Here is a 20,002-nt window from a genome sequence, read left to right as displayed (position 1 = left end):
GTAGGTCATCGCCAGGCTCTTATTCCCAAAACCCCTCGACAGCGTGTGCTGCGAGGGGTTTTGTCTTTTCCGGCTCGGAATCTTGCGGGCTCAGTAGTCCGCCAGCTTCTCGCCGTCGACTTCCAGGAGCTGGTCCAGGCGCAGGGTCTCGCCAGTCTTGAGCGTCAGATATTCGGCGCCGCCCAGGCTGTACACGTCGGCAATGGTCGCGGTGCGCTGCTGGAGCAAGCCATCGGCGTCGCGGTAGTGGATCTGCGTGGGCCTGCGCACGGTGGCGAGGTCTTCCAGGCGGTCGTGGAACTCGCAGCTGATCGGGCTGTACTGGGCGGCTGTGCTGGTCATGGCTATGGATCCTGTGTGCTGGTTCATTCGCTGTCTTTCACCGACTGGATCAGGTTGTTGCGCAGCGACGCAACTGCCTTCTGGATCCGGGCGAATTCGTCCGGGGCCAGGCCGGTCGCTCCGGCGAGGCTGGATTCCAGGCGCCGCTCGCGCAGCTTGCGGCCGGCCTTGGTCAGGCGCACACGTACCTGGCGCTCGTCTTCGGGGTCGCGCTGCCGCTCCACATAGCCCATCGCCTCCAGCTTCTTCAGGATCGGCGTCAGGGTGTTCGATTCGAGAAACAGCTTCTCTCCCAGGCTGCCGACGGTCTGGTCGTCCTGCTCCCATAGCGCAACGATGGTGATGTATTGCGTATAGGTCAGCCCCAGTTGCTCAAGGACCGGTTTGTAGGCCTTGCCGAAGGCGAGGTTCGCGGAATAGACCGCGAAGCACAGGAAGTCCGAGAGCGTCGGGGTTGCGGCGGGCTTGTCGGTGGGTTTCATTTGCTGCCTCGTTGGCCAAAGACGGATGGATCGCAAGCGTCGATTGTAGATCGTATGCGATTTTATCGCAGGTGCGATAACTTTCCGCGGCGGTTCCTGGAGCCCGAGGGAAGGGCGCCCGGAACCGGCAGAGAATCGTGCGCACAATCTGGCCTCCGCGGCGCTACGCGGTCTCAGGCGCGTGCGCCGTCGAGGTAAGGGTCGACCTTGCCGCGGGCGCCGTCGTAGTACGGGCTGCGCGTGCCGTGTACCGAGCGTGCGCCGTCGGTGTACGGATCGGCTGCGCTGGTGACCGAGCGGGCGCCCTCGGTGAAAGGGTCGCGCGCCGAACCGGCGGCTTGCGCGGCGGCGGCGGTCAACAGGGCGGCGGCAACAACGGTGTAGCGGGCGATGGAGGTGAGCGTGGTCATGGTATGCATCCTTGTATCAGGTGATGTTTAGTCGTATCCGATTACATCGCATACGACTAATTGGAAATAACGAAAAGGTCAGGGAGTTACGACGTAAACACGTTCAGCGCCACCTCGATATTGCCGCGGGTTGCCTTCGAGTAGGGGCAGATCGCATCGGCGGCGTGAGCGAGTTGCGTAGCGACATCCTGCGGCAGGCCCGGCGCGCGCAGATTCAGGCGTGCCTGCAGGAAGTAATCCGCGCCGGTCTGGCCCAGGTCGACTTCGATGTCCACGGCCAGGTCGGACGGCAGTTCCAGCTTCATCTCCTTGGCCACGAGGCCGACCGCGGCGATGTAGCACGCCGACCAGGCACCCGCGAACAATTGTTCCGCGGTCGGGTGGGGCTGGACGGTCGTGAACACGTGCGCCGGGGTGGTGCTGTTGCCGGGCGACAGCGCGATGTCCAGCGTGCCGTTGTGGCCGCGTGAGGTAACGCCGGCGCTGCTGTGCATGGTGTGGGTCTTGCCGGTGGCGAGGACTTTTTCGATCTTGCTCATGGAATGGATCTCTGGTGGTTGTCAGTTGTATTTGAATCGCATCCGCTTAGATCGCATGCGATGGAATGCATAATGGAACATGGAGCTTCCCTTGTCAAGGAAAAATATCGTGTGCCCGGAAGAGGGCCGGAAATGCGTCCTTGCCTACGCTTGCGCAGTGCTGTTTGACATCGTAAGACGACTGGTCATATTATTCCGCCATGGCACGCACTGCAGACAAGACCGACATCCCCAACCGTTTGACGAAGGCGGGGCGCGAACTGTTTACGCGCCACGGCTACAACGCCACCGGCATCCAGCAGATCACCGACCACGCCGGCGTGCCGAAGGGGTCGTTCTACAACCATTTCGAGAGCAAGGAAGCGTTCGCGGCGGTCATCGTCGCGCAATACGCGGGTTTCCTGCAGCGGTCGTGGGAGGCGATGATCGATGAGGCGCCGTCTGCGCCAATGGCAGCGATCCGCTATGTCTTTGCCCGGATGATTGCGTACCACGAATCGAGGAAGCTGCAGGCTGGGTGTCTGATAGGTAACTTCGCGGCGGAGATTGCCTTGTCGAGCGAAGTCTGCCGGGCCGCCCTGCAATCCGCGCAACTGGCGTGGCGCGAACGCCTCGCCAGCATGATCTGCGAGGCCCAGGCGCACGGCGATATCCGTGCCGACATAGCGGCTGCCGAGCTATCCGGGCTGGCGTGGGATGCCTGGGAGGGCGCCTTGCTGCGCATGAAGCTCGAATGCTCTGTCGAGCCGCTGCGCCGCAGCGTCGACCTGATGTTTGACCACCTGTTCCAGCCGGCCGCTAACGGCGGTTCTCGCCGCAACAAGCCATAGACCAACTACGGAGTAAGTGATTCATGGGTGTACAAAACGAAGCCTTCCTTGCCGACGCGCTGTTCCAGCCAATCAAGCTGGGCAAGCTCGAACTGGCCAACCGCATGGCCATGGCGCCGCTCACGCGCAGCCGGGCCGACGACAACCTGGTGCCGACCGACATGGTGGTCGAGTACTACAGCCAGCGCGCCAGCGTAGGCCTGATCATCGCTGAAGCCACCCAGGTCTCGACCACTGCCCAGGGCTACACCAATACGCCGGGCATCTACACCCCCGAGCAGATTGCTGCCTGGAAGAACGTGACCGATGCGGTCCACGCTAAGGGCGGCAGGATCTTCCTGCAGATCTGGCACACCGGCCGCATGTCGCACACGCACTTCCAGCCGGACAACCAGGCCCCGGTCGCACCGTCGGCCATCGCTGCCAATGCCAAGACCTATATCAATGGCAAAGGCTACGTCGAATGCTCGGTCCCGCGCGCGCTCGAGACGGCCGAGATCGCTGGCATTGTCAACGACTTCCGCACCGCTGCAGCCAATGCCGTCCAGGCCGGCTTCGACGGTGTCGAAGTCCATGGCGCGCACGGCTACCTGCTTGACGCCTTCCTGCGCGATGGCACGAACAATCGCACCGACGCGTATGGCGGCAGCATCGAAAACCGCGCGCGCTTCCTGCTCGAAGTCATGGCTGCCGTGGTTAAGGAGATTGGTGCCGACCGGGTCGGCGTTCGCCTGGCGCCGGTCTCGCCCGTCAACGACGCGTTGGAGAGCAACCCACAGCCACTGTTCGAACATGTCGTGCGTGAACTGGAGAAGCTGCATCCGGTGTATATCCATGTCGTGGAAGGCCACACCGGCGGCCCGCGCGACAACGCCCCGTTCGACTATGAAGCGCTGCACCGCCTGTACACCGGCGTATGGATGGTCAACAACGGCTACTCCAAGGAGATGGCCGAAGAGGCGATTCGCCGTGGCAGTGCCGACATGGTCTCGTTCGGCCGCAAGATGATCACCAACCCCGACCTGCCGCGCCGCTTCCGCGAAAACAAGCCGCTGAACCGTCCGTTTGAAGACGCGTCGCTGTACGGCGGCAACGGTGCGCACGGCTACGTCGACTACCCCGAGCTGGGCTGACGCGGGCTCCGGCCAGCAAAAAAGCGCCCTTTGGAGCCGGGAGAAATACGTTCCAAAGGGCGCGTAAGCGCGTTTGACGATGGCTGCCTGCCTGAGGCAGGCTTGCTATGCACGGGCTTATGCCAGGGCGCCATCGGTATAGACGTCGAACTTGCGCGCGGGATCTGCCGATACCCCGCTGCGGTCCATGCCGGCCAGCGCGCCGTCGGTGTAGATGTCGAATTTGCGGGCAGGGTCGGCCGACACGCCACTGCAGTCGAGGCCGGAAACGGACTGCTCGTTGGCGGGTGAAGCCTCAACGCGAGTACCGTCGATGAAGACGTCGAAGCGGCCGGCCCGCGCAGCTTCGCTATAGACGTCGCGCATGTCGACGTGGAAGGTGTAGCCGGACTTGTCGCCGGCAGGAGCGCTGTCGCGGGCGGCGGCATGGGCAATGCCGGCAGTGCAGGCGACTGCAATCGCGGCGGTGGCGAAGATCGTGTTGGCGAGCTGGCGGATCATGGCGGTACTCCGATTTGCGGTAAGGAGGGCAGAACGCGGCGGGCGTCCTCTCGCTTATACGCAGAAGCTGTGCCACCGGATGCGGACCGACAAAAATGGAGTCGCAGCCCCGTCATCAGCGAATTCCGCCCGGCTGGCGGAGTAAATGTTGGGCAGAAACAAACTTGCGGCGTATCAGCCGCCCACCCAAACCAACAGCTTCAGCCATCAGCCGCTTCTCGCGCCGGCATCCCCGCCTCCAACTGCTCCCGACAACGTCATGCTCGCCAGGCCAGTGCGGGCATTGCCCGCGCTGATGGACGGCGCCAACGCCATGCTCCCCCTGTAGAATCGGCTTCCACGCAACCCTGGAACGTCCCGCATGGACTCTCACGCCCCGGATCGCGGCGCGCTGGTGCCGCTTGCCTATCACGCAACGGTGGTCGACTACCTGCGCCGCCATGAGCCCGAGGTCTGGCGCTGGGCCGGCGCCCGCGCGACCGGCGCCGATCACCGCGAGGCACTGCGCTCGATGCTGCTGCGCGACACCTACCGCATCGAGGCGGACGCACATGCCGACGTGCACGCGGCGCTGGCCGAGGCGATGGCGCGCCTCGGCATCGACGCCCCCGCGACGCTTTACCAGTCGCCGGGCCATGACATGAACGCGTCGCTGGTCTACGTGCCGGGCGAGGTCCACATCATCCTGCAGGGGCCGCTGCTGGATCGGCTGTCGCCGCCGGAGCTGCTGGCGGTGTTCGGCCACGAACTGGCCCACTACCTGCTGTGGTCGCGCGACGACGGCCAGTTCCTGGTGGCCGACCGCATCCTGAACGACGCGCTGGCCGCGCCCGGCGCCAGCGCCAGCCATCGCGAGACCTGGCGCCGCTACGCGCTGCACACCGAGCTGTTCGCCGACCGCGGCGGCGCCGTGGCCGCCCGTGCGGTGGCGCCGGCCGTGTCGACGCTGGTCAAGGTGCAGACCGGCATCGGCAGCGTGGACGCGGCCGCCTACCTGCGCCAGGCGGCCGAGATCGAGGCCCACGAAGCGGGCGCGAGCGCCGCCCACAGCCATCCCGAGACCTTTATCCGGGCGCGCGCACTGGCGCTGTGGTGGGAGGGCGCGGCCGATCTCGATCCATGGATCGAAACCCGGCTGCACGGCCCGCTGGCGCTGGAGAAGCTGGACCTGCCGGGACAGATCCGCCTGCAGGCGCTGACGCGCGGCTTCCTGGCCCACTTCCTCGCCGGCACGCCGCTGGCGAGCGAGGCAGTACTCGCGCAAGTGCGCATGATGTTCCCCGACTGGCGCGACGACGAACCAGCGATCGGCCCCGAGGGGTTGGGGCCGGACGTGGCCGACGACAGCGTGCGCGGCTACCTCAACGCGCTGATGATGGACCTGGCGCTCGCCGACCCCGACCAGCAGGACGCGGCGCTGCTGCGCGCCGGCCAGGTGGCGCAGGCGCTCGGCAGCCTGGAAGCGCTGCATGGCAACCTGCGCCGCGACGCCGGCTTCGGCAAGCGCGAGCTGGACCGCTACCAGCGCCAACTCCACCGCGAACTGGCCAGGGAGGGCCGGGCATGACTGACAGCACGACCCACGGCACCAATACCATTCCGGATATGACCGGCAGCGGGGAGCCGCGCATGCTGCGCGCCCTGATCGAGGCGCAGGCGGGCGCGGCGCTGCCCACCGACGACGTCCTGGTGCTGGTGCTGCCGCTGTTCGCGCAGGTTGCCACGCTGCACGCGCAGGGCAGGGTGGCCGCGCTCGATCGCGACAGCATCCTGGTGGACGAGGATGGGGCGCTGCGCCTGCGCCGGCCCGATGGCGAGGCGCCCGTCATGGACATCGGCGCGGTGCATCGCGTGCAGCCGCATCCGGCCTCGGGCCTGAACATCGTCGGCGCGCTGCAGCTCGGCCATGCCGACGACGGACAGCGCGACCAGGCCGACCTGGCGCTGCAGCTTGACGCTACGGCGCCCGTCGCGCGCCCGGTCTACCTGCCCGGCCCGGCCAGCTGGGAACGGCTCGTCGGCCACCACGACGAAATCGGCGACATCTTCCTGCTCGGCATGGTGCTGGCGAGCCTGGCCTGCGGCCTGGACTTCGCCGACGAGGACGACCTGCGCAGTTTCGTGGCGCATCGCCGCAACCTGTTCCTGCTGCATGAGCGCTTGCATCCGATCGTCGCCGCGGTGATCGTCGAGATGACCGAGATCAACCGCCACGACCGCGCCACCGATGTCGCCGCGCTGGCGACCCGGCTGCGCACGTGGCGCGACCAGCCACTCGGCCTGGACGTCGAGCGTGCGCTGGCCGGCACGACCGGTGCCACGCCGCGCCGCGCCGCCGTGCTCACGCACCTGCGCGACCGCCTGTTCGATCTGTCGCGGCGCAACCGCCTGCTGCATTTCCGTCCGACCGCGGTCAGCGTCAACGTCACCGTGGCCAGCGTGCCGCTGATGCTGCAGATCGAAAGCGTGCGGCCCGAGCATATCTGCACCTGGGGCGGACCGTTCGCAGCCGACCTGGTGGCGGGCAAGCCGGTGTCGCTGCAGCGCTGGCTGCGCTTCGACGACCAGCCCTACCTGCCGGCGTCGCTGGACCGCCTGATCGCCGAGACCCGCCGCGACCGCGCCGAGTACGGCTTCAGCAACCTGCGCCTGGTGGTGGCGTTCCTGCGCTGGCACAACCTGAAGGAGGCGCCGGACGAGCGCATCGTGACGCCGCTGCTGTGGCTGCCGGTGGAGCTGGTCAAACGCAAGGGCGTGCGCGACCAGTACGTGATCCAGTGCGCGGGCGGCGAGGCCGAGTTCAACCCGGTGCTGCGCCACTACCTGAGCCAGCTGTACGACATCCGGCTGGATGAGACGGTGGATCTCGGCAAGACCTCGCTCGAGGAGATCCATGCCGGCATCCTCGCGCAGATCCGCCGCTCGGAACCGTCAGTGGAGCTGCGCCTGGTCGACAAGGCCGCGGTGCGGCTGGTGCGGCAGAAGGCGCTGCAGCGGATGCAGCAGTTCCAGCGCCGCAAGCCGGGCCCGGCCGCCGCGCGCACCGGTGGCTGGCTGCCGCCGTACAGCTATGCGCAGGACGACTACCGGCCGCTGGGACGCGCGCTGTTCGAGCACTGGGTGCGGCCGAGCGAGCTGCCGCAGCGCTTCGAGGCGGGCGCCGCACCGGGCGCCGGTCCGCGCCAGCCACACATGAGCGGCCCCGCCGCTGCGGAAAGCGACGAGTGCCAGGGCTACGTGCTCGAGGAGTCCGAAGGCCACCGTTATGCCTGGGACCTGGACCTGACGCAGGTGACGCTCGCCAACTTCAACTACCGCAAGATGTCGCTGGTGCGCGACTACGCGCAGTTGCTGGACGAGCCCGGCGCCAATCCGGCATTCGACCGCGTGTTCTCGATCGATCCGCGCGACGTGGAGACGCAAGTGCCCGCGCCGCTCGCACCGGCCGAGCAGTGGAACGTGGTGGCGGCCGATGCGACGCAGAACGCCGCGGTCGGCCTCGCGCGCAGCCAGCGCAGCTTCATCATCCAGGGCCCGCCGGGCACTGGCAAGTCGCAGACCATCACCAACCTGATCGCCGACTACGCGGGCCGCGGCAAACGCGTGCTGTTCGTCTGCGAGAAGCGCGCCGCGCTCGACGTGGTGTTCCACCGGCTCAAGCAAAGCGGGCTGGACTCGCTGTGCTCCCTGATCCACGACTCGCAGACCGACAAGAAGGCCTTTATTGCCGACCTGCGTGCCTGCTACGAGCAGTGGATCGCGCAGCCGCACGATGGCGACGCGCTGGCTGCGCGCCGCACGCAGGTCGTCGAGGCGCTGGCCGCATACCAGCAGCGCATCGACGCATTCGAGTCGGCGATGGCCAGCGCGCCCGAGGCACTCGGCGACAGCGTGCGTGCGTTGCTGCGCCGCGTGGCCGCGTTGCCCGCTGTGCCCGAGGCAGGGCCTGCGCTGCGCGAGCGCCTGCCGGCGCTGGCCGCCTGGGACCGTCAGCGCGATCTCGCGCACCGCGTGCACCGCGCGATGCGCGAGCGCTTCGGTGTCGACAGCCTGGCCGCGCACCCGTTCGCGCGCCTGTCGCCGCAACTGCTGGCCGACGAGCGCGCCTATGGCCGCGCCGAGCAGCTGTGCCGTGACGCCGAGGCGCTGTTCGATGCGCTCGACCCGCTGCTCGACAGTACCGCCAGCCTGACCGGCCAGGACACCGCGCTGGAGCAGGCACGCGCAATCGCCGCCGACAGCCAGTGGCTGCTCGACACGGGCCTGGCCGCGCATCTGGACCTGCTCGATGCGGCCTCGCCGGCGCAAGCCGCGCTGCGCGAGATCCGCGCGGAGCTGGAGTCGCGCACACAGGCACTCGCCGACGCGCAAGCCGCAACGTCTAACTGGCAGGACAAGCTGAGCCCCGGCGATACCGAATCGGCGCTGGCGCTCGCGCGGCGGCTGGAGCCGTCGTTCGCGCGCTGGCTGCAGCCCGCATGGTGGCGGCTGCGCGGCGAACTGAAGCGCCGCTATGACTTCGGCAAGCACGCCGTCCATCCGGGCTACGGCAAGGTGCTGGAAGCGCTGGCCGCTGAGCACGCCGCGAGCGCCGCGCTGGCGGCGGCCGATGCCGACAGCCGCCGCCGCTACGGGGTCGGCGAGATGCGGGCTTTCCTGCGCGCGCTCGGCGAACTCGAGCGGCGCCTGCAGTCGGGCGCAGGCCCGCGCGAACTGGTCGCGCACTTGCGCCAGGCTGTCGACCCGGTAGCGGCGGCGCGCGCCGAGGCCGGTGCGCGCGAGTCGCTGGAGAAGCTCGCGCAGCGTGTACGCGACGGGCTGGCGCTGGCCGCCGATGCGCGCCTCGGCGACATCGCCGAACTGCTGCGCGACCTGCGCGAGGCGCTGGACGACCTGCCAGACCTGTTGCCGCTGTTGCGCGCGGTGCATGCGGGCGACCCCGCCTGTGCCGCCACGCTGCAGTGGCTCGATCACGCACCGGTGCAGCTCGAGGCGCTGGTCGCCGATGAGGCACTGCGCCGTCTCACGCGCGAGAACCCGGTGCTGGCGCGCTTTGGCGGCGCGGCGCTGGCGCAGGCTGCGCGCGCCGTGGCGCAAGGGCAGCGTGAACTGCTCGCGCTGAACGCGCAAGTGGTTCGCGCCACGCGGCACCGGCAGTTTGCCGAGCACGTGCGCGTGTCCTCGCTGTCGGCCACGATGCTGGACGCCGACGGCAAGGCGTTCAAGAAACAATACGCCACGGGTCGCCGCGAACTGGAGCACGAGTTCGGCAAGAGCATGCGCCACCGCTCGATCCGCGATCTCTGCGACGACGAGACCGGCCTCGTCATCAACGACCTGAAGCCGATCTGGCTGATGAGTCCATTGTCGGTGTCCGACACGCTGCCGCTGTCGCCTGATCTGTTCGACGTGGTGATCTTCGACGAGGCCAGCCAGATTCCGACCGAGGAGGCCGTGCCGGCGCTGAGCCGCGCGCGCCAGGTGGTGGTGGTCGGCGACGAGATGCAGCTGCCGCCGACAAGTTTCTTCACGGCCGGCGGTGCCGAGGGCGACGACGAGATCGTCGTGGAAGAGGAGGGCGAGCGCATCGCGATCAATCTCGATTCGGACAGCCTGCTGAACCAGGCCGCGCGCAACCTGCCCGCCACGCTGCTGGCGTGGCACTACCGCAGCCGTCACGAGTCGCTGATCAGCTTTTCCAACGCGGCGTTCTACGACGGGCGCCTGGTCACCATTCCCGACCGTTTGCTGGAGCAGGCCGAGGACGAGGCGCCTGCGCTGCGCTCGGACCAGGAAGATGCCGGCATCGCGGGCGCCGACGCGCTGCTGGCGCGGCCGGTCAGCTTCCACCGGCTGGCCGACGGCGTCTACACGGACCGCCGCAATGCGCAGGAGGCGAACTACATCGCCCGGACCGTGCGCGAGCTGCTGCGGCGCGAGACCGGGCTGAGCCTGGGCATCGTGGCGTTTTCAGAGGCGCAGCAGGGCGCCATCGAGTCCGCGCTCGAGGCGCTGGCCGCCGAGGACGCGGACTTCGCGATGCGCCTCGAGCGCGAGTACGTGCGCGAGGACGACGACCAGTTCAACGGACTGTTCGTCAAGAACCTGGAGAACGTGCAAGGCGACGAGCGCGACGTGATCATCCTGAGCATCTGCTACGCGCCGGGGCCGGACGGCAAGATGCTGATGAACTTCGGCCCGATCAACCAGCGCGGCGGCGAGAAGCGGCTGAACGTGATCTTCAGCCGCGCGCGCCATCGGATGGCGGTGGTGTCGACGATCCAGGCCGAGGCGATCACCAACGTGCACAACGATGGCGCGGCCGCGCTGCGTGCGTTCCTGCAGTTCGCGCAGGCCAGCGCGCGCGGGCAGTTCGAACGCGCCCAGTCGGTGCTCGGCGCGCTGAACCCCGGCGCGCGCGACGCCTTCACGCGCGAGGCCACGCCGGACAGCGTCCGCGACGCACTGGCCGAGGCGCTGCGTGCGCGCGGCCACCAGGTGCACGCCAACGTCGGCCGCTCGCAGTTCCGCTGCGACCTGGCCATCGCCGCTCCGTCGGGACAAGGCTACGCGCTGGCGATCCTGCTCGATGCGCCGTCCGAGCCGGTGACGGACACCGCCGAGCGCTATGTGTTCCGCCCCGGCATCCTGCGCGGCTTCGGCTGGCGCGTGCTGGACATTCCCGGCAAGGACTGGCTCGACGATCGGGACGCGGTGCTGGCCCGCATCGAGGCCATGCTGGCCGATGGCGAGGATCGCGCGCTGGACGTGGAGGTCGAGATGCCGGTGCCGTTGGCGAAGCCGGCCGCGGCGCAGGATCCGGCATCAACGGGCGAGGCCCGGACGGACGCGGCGACGGCATCGGCTGCGCAAGCGGAACTGGTTCGGAGCCTGCGCTTCGAACAGGGCACGTCGCGCAAGTTCTGGCGCGCCAGCGTACGCGGGGCGGAGCTCTCCGTCACCTACGGCCGCATCGGCAGCACAGGGCAGACCAGCGTGAAGACGTTCGACAGCGCGGAGCGGGCACGGCGCGAGGCGGACAAGCTGGTGGCGGAGAAACTGCGCAAGGGCTACATAGAGGCGTAGCGCCTGGACAGGGCACAGGAGGCGGCACTACTAGCCGCCTTCGTCCTTGGGCCAGAAAGTAATGAGGATATTGGACGGTGCAACGCCGTTTTCGTCGCGCGGCAGCGGGTCGGATCGCTGCACCGCGCGCAGCACGGCGTTGTCCCAGGCCGCATTGCCGCTTGACTTGGCGAGCCGCGTCGACAGCACCGAGCCATCCGGCGCCATGCCCACGGCCACCACCGCCGCCGGATTGCCGCTGACGTCTTCATTGAAAATGATGTTCGGCTTGACCCGCTGCCGGACCCGCTCGGCATAACCGGACGAAGGCTTGGTGCCGGAGCCGGAGCCGACCCGTGTTCCCGAATTGCCCGCCTGCGACCGCAATCGCGCCAGTTCGCCCTGGCGCTGGGCATTGTCGGCCTGGCGCTGCGCTTCCGTCGCCTTGCGCTGCGCCTCCTTGCGGGCCGCTTCGGCACGGGCCTGGTTCTCGCGCTGCCGTGCTTGTGCCTGGTCGCGCGCGGCCTGCTCGGCCTTGCGCTGCTTTTCCTGCAGCGAGATGTCGGCGTCTTCCTCTTCGACCGGCTTCGGGCTTGGCGCCGGCGTGATTGCAGGCGCTGGCGTTGCGGCTTCCGGGATCGCCTCCCACAGTTCGGCCGCGATACCCTCCGGCGCCGCGCTGCGCCAGCGCACGCCATAGTAGAGCAGGGCACCCAGCAGCAGGTGCATGAACAAGGCCAGCAGGAAGCACCTCAGGGTGCCCCGTTCAGGCACTGGCTGATAGGGATAGGCGACGGTCTGCATGGATCGCGCGCCTTGCCGCTGCTCGTTTTGCGCTTGCTCTCCTATGTACCGCCAGTTCCGCCGGCGGACGCATCCACGTGCCGCTCCAGTTTCAGATACGAGTCAGCCGCGACCAGGCCGAACACGATGTGGGCAATGGCGGTCACCCAGCCTCGCGCTTCGGCAAACCATGGGAAGACGGCAGTCATGCCGTGAAAATTGACCAGGTACAGGACCAGGCCGAACAGCGCCCCCACCACCGAGGCCATGCCGACGCTCGAATCGAAACGGAACGGCGCCATGATCGCTGCCAGGATCACCGCGAACACGACAGAGAGCACGAAGTGGACCACCACGGCCGCTACCAGCACGCTCATCTGGAAGGTGGCAGCTTGCGCCAGCACATCAGGGCCCAGCATGATGGCCGCGATCATGGTCAGCGGCTTCCAGACGCTGGCCTCCATCAGCATGGCCGCCAGCAAGTCGAGCACCAGGAATACCACCCCGGCGACGAGGCCCGCCAGCGCCGCCGCACGCCAGTCCGGCCACCGGTGCGCGTAGCGATGCGATTGCATATGAAGTTCCATGACATCCTCCTTTGATGCGGCAGAAACCAGAGCCGCTTTCCAAGGCGCAACTTCATTCTATGGGGTGCAACCGCATCAACCAAGCGCAGTCAACGCTGCAAAGCATCGAGCTGGCGTGGCAGGGCGCCAGTGTCTCGTCAAAGGCTCATGACAGGACACTAGCCCTTCGTAAAGATCTCCAGAAAGTGCTTGCTCGGATCCTCGAAGTAGATCCGACGGCCGCCATCGTCGGTGTTGACCTCGCCTGGGCGGCGGCGGTACGGGTCCGCCCAGTAGGTCAGGTTGCGCGCGCGGACGCGGGCAAAGCCCTGATCGAATTCGGCGTCGCTGACCAGGAAGGCATAGTGCTGCAGGGCAACATCGCCCTCCGCGTCCATGAAGTCCAGGGTCACGTCATTGTCCAGCCGCACGCCAAGAAACGGCCCGAACGGCTCGGCCGGGGGACGTCCGAGGATCTCGCAGAGGAAGTCGGCGGATACCTTCTTGTCGTGAGAAAAGACGATGGTGTGGTTGAGCTGGATGGCCATGCCGCAATCTCCGGGAAAGATATGTGCAAGGAACGGCGAGCAAGCCGGCCGGGGACGGCCAGCCGGCCGTCACGCAGAAGCTGGCGTGCGCCACGCTTGCAGCGTAGCCAGCGCGGGCAATGACGGCAACCTTGCCTTGCAGGCCAGGCCTGGCTGGCGCTTCCCTTCAGGCGTGGCGTTAGCGCCTGAAAGTCCGGCCGGGTCAGATGCATCCTGCATGGCTTCACTTCCAACCATCCGCCCCGTAGCCACCATTCGGCCATCACCAAACGCGATGGCACGCTCGCCATTTATTGCTTTACGACACCCTTCACCTCTTTCATCCTCATCGAATCACGGCTTGCTGCTTATGCTTCACAACTGGTGGCATGCCGCTTCAAAGGAGACATGAATTGAAAGGTATCAAAGGGAAGGCATTGCGTCTTCTCCGTACTGGAGGCTTGGTTCCCGCGCTAATGATAAGCGGCTCAGGCTGGGCGAGTGGGTATCCGGTGAAGCCGGTGACACTGATCGTTCCACAAGCGCCTGGTGGTGCCAACGATGCCGTGGCGAGAATCGTGGCGCAAAGACTCGGTGCGGTGCTGGGCCACCCCATTGTCGTCGACAACCGGCCGGGCGCCGGTGGCAATATCGGCATCCAGGTAGCCGCGAAGGCACCGCGCGACGGCTACACGCTACTGCTGACAGTCGGCAGTTCGTTCACCATCAACCCGTCGCTATACCGGAAGATTCCGTTTGATCCGGTCAAGGACTTCGAGCCGATTACGCTGGTGGCAACGGCGCCGTACGTGCTGGTCACGAACCCCGCAATCCAGGCCAGGTCTGTCCACGATCTGATTGGCCTGGCCAGGTCGAAGCCAGGAAAACTGGACTATGCCTCCGCGGGCAATGGCACGCTGAATCATCTGCTCGGGGAAATGCTGAAGGCAAAGGCTGGCATCGATATTACTCACGTTCCGTACAAGAGCGCAGCGGCAGCGGCTACTGACGTGGTTGCCGGCCAGGTTCCCATAACGTTCGGCAGCTTGCCAGGCGTGATGCCGTTCGTGAAAACGGGGCAACTCCGCGTACTTGGCGTGGCCACAGAGAAGCGGTCAAGACTGATTCCCGAGGTGCCGGCGATAGGGGAGGCCATTCCCGGGTACAGCGCGGTCTCCTGGTATGGGTTGCTTGCGCCAGCCGGTACGCCAAAGGAAATTCTTGCCCAGCTTCATGCGGAGGCCACCAAAGTCCTGAATAGCAAGGACGTGCAGGACAAGCTGGCCGCGCAAGGAGCAGAGGCCGCATCCAATACGCCAGAGCAGTTCCGCGCTCTGATCAAGGACGATCTGGTGAAATGGGCGAAGGTCGTCAAGGACTCGGGAGCACAGGTCGATTGAGTGACGGGGGGCGAGACAGTCGGCGTGTCCATCGGGCCGGACGGCATGTCGGCCCGCCTTGCTATCCCGGCTGCCGTTTGCTGCGACATTCTTTCTGGAGCCGGGCCTGCTTTACCTCCGTGGTCGTCTCCGTTTGCGCCCGTTGATCGGGCGCTTTTTTCCGCCACAGATTGGCGTTATGCAATGCAGGTGTTCCAATGGCGAAACCCTTCAGCGGCTGCCCTATTCAATTTCCACCACATCGACAACCTGGTGCTGATTTTTGTAGCGAACTTCCTGGCGCATGACGAATCGCCGGGCGGGACAATACCAGTCGGTCATGTCGAGCACCGTCGGCTCCAGTTCGATATCGGTATCGACCAGCCGAAAGCGGCCAGGATCCACGAACTTGGTATATCGGATCGGCCAGCAGAGGAGGGTGCCAGTGGCAAGCTTCAGGCGCTGCAGCGGACCCACCGTCCGCTCAGACAAGGTCAGGCGAACATTGGAACCAACGAAATCAGAGACCGTGGTGCCGGTGCGGCGATCCACAATACGAAAGTCGTAGCGGGACGCAAACGTTTCCGCCGGGAGTACCTGGCCCTCTGTCAGCGCCGGCGGATACAGCAGCAGTCCGTTCGAGTTGGTACTCATTTCCCCGACCAGCTCGGTGTACTGGCCGTGGGCCTGAACGCGTGCATTGAGGCTGCGCACGACTGGCTGTCCCGAGCGTTCGTCAATCACGAGCCGGTGACGCTGCACGGTCTCGACGGGCGGCCCCATCAAGCGCCGGAGGGCGGACCTGGAATAGATGTCCAGATCGAACGAGCAAAGGTCGCGCTCGAAGTCGTTGACGTTGCGGAAGAAGGCAATGGTTGTCATCGGCGTCATCCGTCCGCTTCGAAGCGGATCTGTCCGCCGTCATGGACATAGGGCGCATCGCATATCTGTCCGGCGAGCACGCGGTGCGACGCGGTCCCGAGCAGACCGCCTGCGGCGAGCCAGGCCGCGGCAAGCGAACTCCAGACTGGGGCCGCTCGTATCTTCATCACGGTTCGTTTCAGCATTCGAGTGGGAGTTCAAGTGTGTAGGCGCGGTGGAGTCATTCCGCGCCGGCAAGGCTCTATCATGCTGGATAATGAGAAAAACCGTATCCTTCATCTTCATGAAAAGAGGTGTGACAAATGATCCAGATCCTGGGAATTTCCGGCAGCCTGCGGGCACAGTCGTACAACACCGCACTGCTGCGGGCGGCGCAGGCTGAGGCGGGCACGCAGGTCCGGCTTGATATCGCCACCCTGCATGGCATTCCGCTTTACGATGCGGATCTGGAGGCGCGTGAGGGCTTGCCTGCCGCCGTGGTGGCGTTGCGCGAACAGGTCATGGCGAGCGATGGCCTGATTCTGGCCACGCCTGAATACAACAATGGCATCCCCGGGGTCTTCAAGAACGCTATCGACTGGCTCTCGCGGCCGGCCGGGGATATTCCCGTGGTCTTCGGCAATCGCCCGGTTGCGGTGCTCGGCGCCTCGGCCGGGGGCTTCGGCACGGTGCTGGCACAGAACGACTGGCTGCCGGTGCTCAAGACGCTGGGCACGCGGCACTATACCGGCAACCGGCTGCTGGTTGCGCGCGCCGGCCAGGTATTCGACGCGCAGGGCGAACTCACCGATGCCGGCATGCGTGCGCGGCTCAGGGAGTTCGTTGCCGGCTTCGCCGCGTTCGTGGAGGGCCCGCGCGCGGGCTGAGCATAATCGGGCCGGTGCATCCTTGCCGCGCGCCATGATTCGCGCTTCGCGTGCGGCCCCAAACTCAAAGTGGCGCCAGCACCCGCAGGACGATCTTGCTCCCTTCCGGGCGATTTCTTGCGCCCCATTCCTTGTATGCGTTCAGCAAGACCTGCCAGCCATCACCTTGCACCAGCAGTCCGGGCCCCGCGCCGAACACGCGCTCGCGCGAATCCGCCTGGCGGATGCCGTCGATGCGGTCCTCGCCGAGCTGCGTCAGCATGTAGCTCGCCACACCTGCCCGCAACCCCGATGATGCTGATGTGCTCGAGAAATCCCGTGAACAAAAGCATGCGCTGTGCGCCTTTCGGGTTCCAGAAGTCATAGAGGACCACTGCAGTCGCCAGCGTGAAGGCCGCCAGCAGGAGGGCGGCAATCCCGGTCTGGTAGCCGGCTACGATGGCCAGGCCACATGTCAGCTGCACTAGGATGGTCAGCGACAGCACCAGGCGCGGGAACGGCAAGTTGCGCGAGCGCACTTCGTCCAGGCCGTGGCTGAAGAAGATCAGCTTGTTTGCGCCGCTCAGCACGAACATGAAGGCAATGAACAAGCGGCCCGAAACGAGATAGTAGTCGGCCATGCCGGCTCCCGTCTGAACGGTGTTGGGTGAGAAGGGAGAGGGATGGCGCCCCGCGCAGCGCGAGGCGCATGATGGAACGGGCCGGCATGCCGGCCCGCCTGCACGTCAGGTGCGATCGTAGGAGAACTGGATGCCCGCGGTGCCGCCGGTCTGGATAAAGAGATCCATGAACGCCGGCACGGTCTCGCAGCGCGACCAGTCGCGCTGCAGTTGTTGCCGATCATTCATTTGACCAATGGTGACCGCTAAATCCGCCAATCATGGATAGCGTTAACTGGCTGATCCGTAAGCGTTTTCTACTGCGTTGTGACGTCTGCTACTGTTGTTCATAGGCAACGCTTTTTGGGGCGCCGCGTCCACTAATGCCGCCAATCCCGGCGAGGAAATCGTGAATGAGGTCCTGACCGATTGGCTGCCGCGACAGCCTCATCTCGCTCATCCGCTCTTCGAGCTCGACGTCGAAATTCGGAAGCGATGCGCAGGGGCAAGTGTTAGTCCGCCAAGCAGATCTACCATTTCGCGACGATGGGCCGCCCATCGGAAAGAGGACGCCCTTCGGCTCGCAACGCAGCCGGGCTCTGAGATTCCACCAGGTCATCTTGTGGCGCGCTGTCCGATGGATATTGTGCAGATTGATCACACGCTGGCCGATCTGATCCTGGTTGATGATGCGAGCCGACGCCCAATTGGCCGGCCATGGCTAAGCATAGCCCTCGACGTTTCGACAAGATGCGTCGTCGGCGTATATGTCGGGATGGACCGCCCCAACGCGGCAATGGTCGCGTTGCTATTGACCCGAGTTGTCTTGCCCAAGGATGGCTGGCTCGCCAGTCTCGATGTTGGTGTCGATTGGCCTATGCACGGCATTCCGCAGCTACTTCACCTCGATAATGCGGCCGAATTCACAAGCAGGGCATTGCGAACGGGGTGTCGGGAGTATGGTGTTGAACTGATGTATCGACCTGCGGGAAGGCCGTACTTCGGAGGACATATTGAACGCTTGATGAGGACCATCATGGAACGTGTCCACAGCCTGCCAGGATCGACCGGATCTTCGCCCAAGGGGCGCAAGGCCCGACCGCCAGAAAAGGAAGCCTCCTTGACGATCCGGGAGTTCGCGCGGTGGCTAGTTCTGGAGATTGCTGAGCGCTATCACCACAACGCTCACCGCGGGTTGGAGGGAGCCACTCCTTTTTCGCAGTGGGCAACGGCTGGTAGGAGGGCGCCTCGACGCTTACTTCCCAATGCGGCGCCTGAACCCTTGCGCTTCCTAATCCAGTTCTTGCCGATGACCTATCGGACCGTGCAGTCAAATGGGCTGACGCTGTTCTACCTTCGATACTGGCACCGAATATTCTCGGCTTGGCGGGCGACAAAACAGAAAGTTATTGCAAGGTACCACCCTGAGGACCTCTCCAGAATCTTTGTTAGTGTCGACGGGAAGCACTACGTTGAAGCAACATTTTCTGATTTGCGCCGTGGCCGGGTGTCATTGTGGGAGCAGCGCAGTGCGTTACGGCGCTTACGATCCCAAGGCAAGGAATTTGTCACAGAAGCAAAGGTATTTGAGGCGATCGACGAACAGCGTCGGATCGTCTCCCGCGCTAGATCGCAAACGTTGGGGGCAAACCGTCAAGGCGAAGCTCTGAAGGAACTGGCGCCACAGAGCCTTCGCGAGGCGCCAGACTTGGCACGTGCGAGCGCGTTGGACAAGCAATCTGAGCCGGCTGTGGATTACAACAAGCCGCCCCGAGTGTTCAATGTCGAGCCGCTGTAATTGCAATGCGCCCGCTGCTAACACATCTGCTCCCGGCCGCGAGAGAACTGGCTATGTGCGACGATGGTGCCAGAATTAAAGGCTTGGCACGTAGCCATTGGATAGATTACCCGCGCGCAACCCAGGCGTTGGAGATTCTCGAGCGTCTCCTGCAAACACCTCAGTGGGAGCGTATGCCGTGTCTACTGCTGCACGGAGATTCCAACATGGTAAGGCGCAGATTGTCTCCAAATTCCAGTGCCGTCACCCACCCGAGTATGACGAAGGGAAGGGCGTCCAGTTGCGAAGCATTGTTGCCATGCAGATGCCACCGACACCCGAGCAGCCCCGGTTCTATTCCTCATTGCTTTTCGAACTGGGCGCTCCCTTCAACGCGGCGGCAAGGCTATCTGCGCTTGAGAACCAGAGTCCCGCACTGCTTCGAAAAGTTTCGGTGCGCATGCTGATCGTCGACGAGGTTCATCACTTGCTGGCCGGCAACTACCGGGAGCAGCGTGCATCCCTGAATCTGCTGAAGTTCCTCGCCAATGACTTAAAAATCGCTGTTGTCCTCGTTGGCACTCAAGATGCCGTCATGGCGCTACAAACGGATCCTCAAATGGTCAGTCGATTCGCCCGTCTCGAGGTGCCGAGATGGAAGGAGACAGAGGCATTTCGTTCTCTTCTTGCTGCCTTCGAGATGATTCTTCCGCTTCGACGTCCGTCGAATCTCGCAAGGCGAGAGATGGTACATGCCATTCTGACTGCAAGTGGAGGGCTAACTGGGGAAGTGTCGCGCGTCTTGACTGTTTCCGCAGAACTAGCAATCCGGGATGGCCAGGAGGCCATCGACCTCGGTCACATAGAGAATGCAGCGCGAACCTTGCTCTCTTGAGGCTGTCAGGCCTTGGCCTGTTGCTCCGCGCCCATTTGATGACGAAGCGTTTGGCGGTTGGCTCGGTCGCCTGGCCGCAAGGTATCAGATCAGTGTTGACCAGTTGTGGCAGATTGGCGACCTTGGTGCGTTTCCAGCGTTGACCAATACAGGCTGGCTTCTATTCCCCCCGATGGATGAGCAGGCACTGTGCCGCCTTGCGCTGCTGACTCATGTTGGTATTCCAAGGCTGGAGGCACTTCAAACACCGATGGACTGGGTGACAGACCGAGATCAGCTCCCATACTGCTTCGACTGCCTGGTTCTGAATCCTGTCGACGCTTCCTCGCCTCGCTAGAAGCGGGATTGGCTGGATCCGCACACGGCTGTCTGCCAAGTCCCTGGCCACAGACTGAATACGCTCCCGCCATGCACGCTGCGCATCTG

The 20,002-nt window shown here is 65.1% G+C and carries 19 protein-coding genes and 2 pseudogenes; 8 read left to right on the top strand and 13 right to left on the bottom strand.

Annotation, left to right across the window (positions count from 1 at the left end):
- Positions 1–90 precede the first annotated feature (90 nt).
- From AC1Q6V_RS33970 to AC1Q6V_RS33955, 4 genes are all read right to left on the bottom strand, one after another.
- Positions 91–342 (bottom strand): hypothetical protein, encoded by a 252-nt coding sequence (locus AC1Q6V_RS33970; protein ID WP_439668857.1) that lies wholly within the window; start codon positions 340–342, stop codon positions 91–93.
- A gap of 23 nt (positions 343–365) precedes the next feature.
- Positions 366–824 (bottom strand): MarR family winged helix-turn-helix transcriptional regulator, encoded by a 459-nt coding sequence (locus AC1Q6V_RS33965; protein WP_018314951.1) that lies wholly within the window; start codon positions 822–824, stop codon positions 366–368.
- A 173-nt stretch (positions 825–997) separates the two neighbouring features.
- Positions 998–1,243, bottom strand: coding sequence for a hypothetical protein (locus AC1Q6V_RS33960; protein WP_234788249.1), 246 nt, complete (start codon positions 1,241–1,243; stop codon positions 998–1,000).
- A gap of 77 nt (positions 1,244–1,320) precedes the next feature.
- Positions 1,321–1,773 (bottom strand): Ohr family peroxiredoxin, encoded by a 453-nt coding sequence (locus tag AC1Q6V_RS33955; protein ID WP_010811761.1) that lies wholly within the window; start codon positions 1,771–1,773, stop codon positions 1,321–1,323.
- Positions 1,774–1,973: 200 nt separating this feature from the next.
- On the opposite strand from AC1Q6V_RS33955, the gene AC1Q6V_RS33950 reads away from it, so the two are divergent.
- Both AC1Q6V_RS33950 and AC1Q6V_RS33945 read left to right on the top strand, forming a co-directional pair.
- Positions 1,974–2,603, top strand: coding sequence for a TetR/AcrR family transcriptional regulator (locus AC1Q6V_RS33950; protein WP_010811762.1), 630 nt, complete (start codon positions 1,974–1,976; stop codon positions 2,601–2,603).
- A 23-nt stretch (positions 2,604–2,626) separates the two neighbouring features.
- Entirely contained in the window at positions 2,627–3,736 is a 1,110-nt protein-coding gene (locus AC1Q6V_RS33945) for an alkene reductase (protein WP_454751108.1), read from the top strand.
- Between the two features lie 117 nt (positions 3,737–3,853).
- On the opposite strand, the gene AC1Q6V_RS33940 is transcribed toward AC1Q6V_RS33945, so the two are convergent.
- Entirely contained in the window at positions 3,854–4,237 is a 384-nt protein-coding gene (locus AC1Q6V_RS33940) for a hypothetical protein (RefSeq protein WP_454751107.1), read from the bottom strand.
- 361 nt (positions 4,238–4,598) lie between these two features.
- On the opposite strand from AC1Q6V_RS33940, the gene AC1Q6V_RS33935 reads away from it, so the two are divergent.
- The gene (locus tag AC1Q6V_RS33935; protein ID WP_010811765.1) at positions 4,599–5,804 is read left to right on the top strand and encodes a M48 family metalloprotease; all 1,206 of its coding nucleotides are present in this window, start codon (positions 4,599–4,601) and stop codon (positions 5,802–5,804) included.
- Positions 5,801–11,323 carry an AAA domain-containing protein gene (locus AC1Q6V_RS33930; protein WP_454751106.1) on the top strand — a complete coding sequence of 1,841 codons (5,523 nt, stop codon included), beginning with the start codon at positions 5,801–5,803 and terminating at the stop codon, positions 11,321–11,323. Before AC1Q6V_RS33935 ends, AC1Q6V_RS33930 begins: the two co-directional genes overlap by 4 nt.
- A gap of 30 nt (positions 11,324–11,353) precedes the next feature.
- Here AC1Q6V_RS33930 and tolA read toward each other — a convergent pair whose 3' ends face one another.
- From tolA to AC1Q6V_RS33915, 3 genes are all read right to left on the bottom strand, one after another.
- Positions 11,354–12,106, bottom strand: coding sequence for a cell envelope integrity protein TolA (tolA, locus tag AC1Q6V_RS33925; RefSeq protein WP_010811767.1), 753 nt, complete (start codon positions 12,104–12,106; stop codon positions 11,354–11,356).
- 41 nt (positions 12,107–12,147) lie between these two features.
- The gene (locus AC1Q6V_RS33920) at positions 12,148–12,672 is read right to left on the bottom strand and encodes a hypothetical protein (RefSeq protein WP_439668862.1); all 525 of its coding nucleotides are present in this window, start codon (positions 12,670–12,672) and stop codon (positions 12,148–12,150) included.
- A gap of 158 nt (positions 12,673–12,830) precedes the next feature.
- On the bottom strand, positions 12,831–13,199 hold the full coding sequence (locus tag AC1Q6V_RS33915; RefSeq protein ID WP_010811769.1) for a VOC family protein: 369 nt from the start codon (positions 13,197–13,199) through the stop codon (positions 12,831–12,833).
- A gap of 392 nt (positions 13,200–13,591) precedes the next feature.
- Between AC1Q6V_RS33915 and AC1Q6V_RS33910 the strand changes: the two genes are divergently transcribed.
- Complete coding sequence (locus AC1Q6V_RS33910) at positions 13,592–14,578, top strand: tripartite tricarboxylate transporter substrate binding protein (RefSeq protein ID WP_439671674.1); 987 nt, start codon at positions 13,592–13,594, stop codon at positions 14,576–14,578.
- A gap of 222 nt (positions 14,579–14,800) precedes the next feature.
- Here AC1Q6V_RS33910 and AC1Q6V_RS33905 read toward each other — a convergent pair whose 3' ends face one another.
- Both AC1Q6V_RS33905 and AC1Q6V_RS33900 read right to left on the bottom strand, forming a co-directional pair.
- Positions 14,801–15,439, bottom strand: a complete 639-nt coding sequence (locus tag AC1Q6V_RS33905) for a hypothetical protein (protein WP_010811771.1) — start codon at positions 15,437–15,439, stop codon at positions 14,801–14,803.
- 5 nt (positions 15,440–15,444) lie between these two features.
- Entirely contained in the window at positions 15,445–15,624 is a 180-nt protein-coding gene (locus AC1Q6V_RS33900; protein WP_454751105.1) for a hypothetical protein, read from the bottom strand.
- A 117-nt stretch (positions 15,625–15,741) separates the two neighbouring features.
- Between AC1Q6V_RS33900 and AC1Q6V_RS33895 the strand changes: the two genes are divergently transcribed.
- Entirely contained in the window at positions 15,742–16,305 is a 564-nt protein-coding gene (locus tag AC1Q6V_RS33895) for an NADPH-dependent FMN reductase (protein ID WP_010811772.1), read from the top strand.
- A 64-nt stretch (positions 16,306–16,369) separates the two neighbouring features.
- Here the strand turns inward: AC1Q6V_RS33895 and AC1Q6V_RS33890 are convergent, their stop codons facing one another.
- From AC1Q6V_RS33890 to AC1Q6V_RS33880, 3 genes and pseudogenes are all read right to left on the bottom strand, one after another.
- The gene (locus tag AC1Q6V_RS33890; protein WP_246840223.1) at positions 16,370–16,540 is read right to left on the bottom strand and encodes a transporter; all 171 of its coding nucleotides are present in this window, start codon (positions 16,538–16,540) and stop codon (positions 16,370–16,372) included.
- Positions 16,467–16,925, bottom strand: coding sequence for a DoxX family protein (locus tag AC1Q6V_RS33885; RefSeq protein WP_454751104.1), 459 nt, complete (start codon positions 16,923–16,925; stop codon positions 16,467–16,469). The genes AC1Q6V_RS33890 and AC1Q6V_RS33885 overlap by 74 nt, the downstream gene beginning before the upstream one ends.
- Positions 16,926–17,030: 105 nt before the next feature.
- Positions 17,031–17,138, bottom strand: a pseudogene (locus tag AC1Q6V_RS33880) (hydrolase); the annotation flags it as partial.
- A 403-nt stretch (positions 17,139–17,541) separates the two neighbouring features.
- On the opposite strand from AC1Q6V_RS33880, the gene AC1Q6V_RS33875 reads away from it, so the two are divergent.
- Positions 17,542–18,702, top strand: a complete 1,161-nt coding sequence (locus AC1Q6V_RS33875; RefSeq protein ID WP_492316661.1) for a transposase — start codon at positions 17,542–17,544, stop codon at positions 18,700–18,702.
- Positions 18,703–18,707: 5 nt separating this feature from the next.
- Positions 18,708–19,576 (top strand): annotated as a pseudogene (locus tag AC1Q6V_RS33870) (TniB family NTP-binding protein).
- Positions 19,577–20,002 lie beyond the last annotated feature (426 nt).

This window comes from Cupriavidus sp. GW823-FHT07B10 (assembly GCF_058794355.1).
Note: the sequence above shows the minus strand (reverse complement) of the source record. Positions and strands in the feature narration are given on the sequence as shown.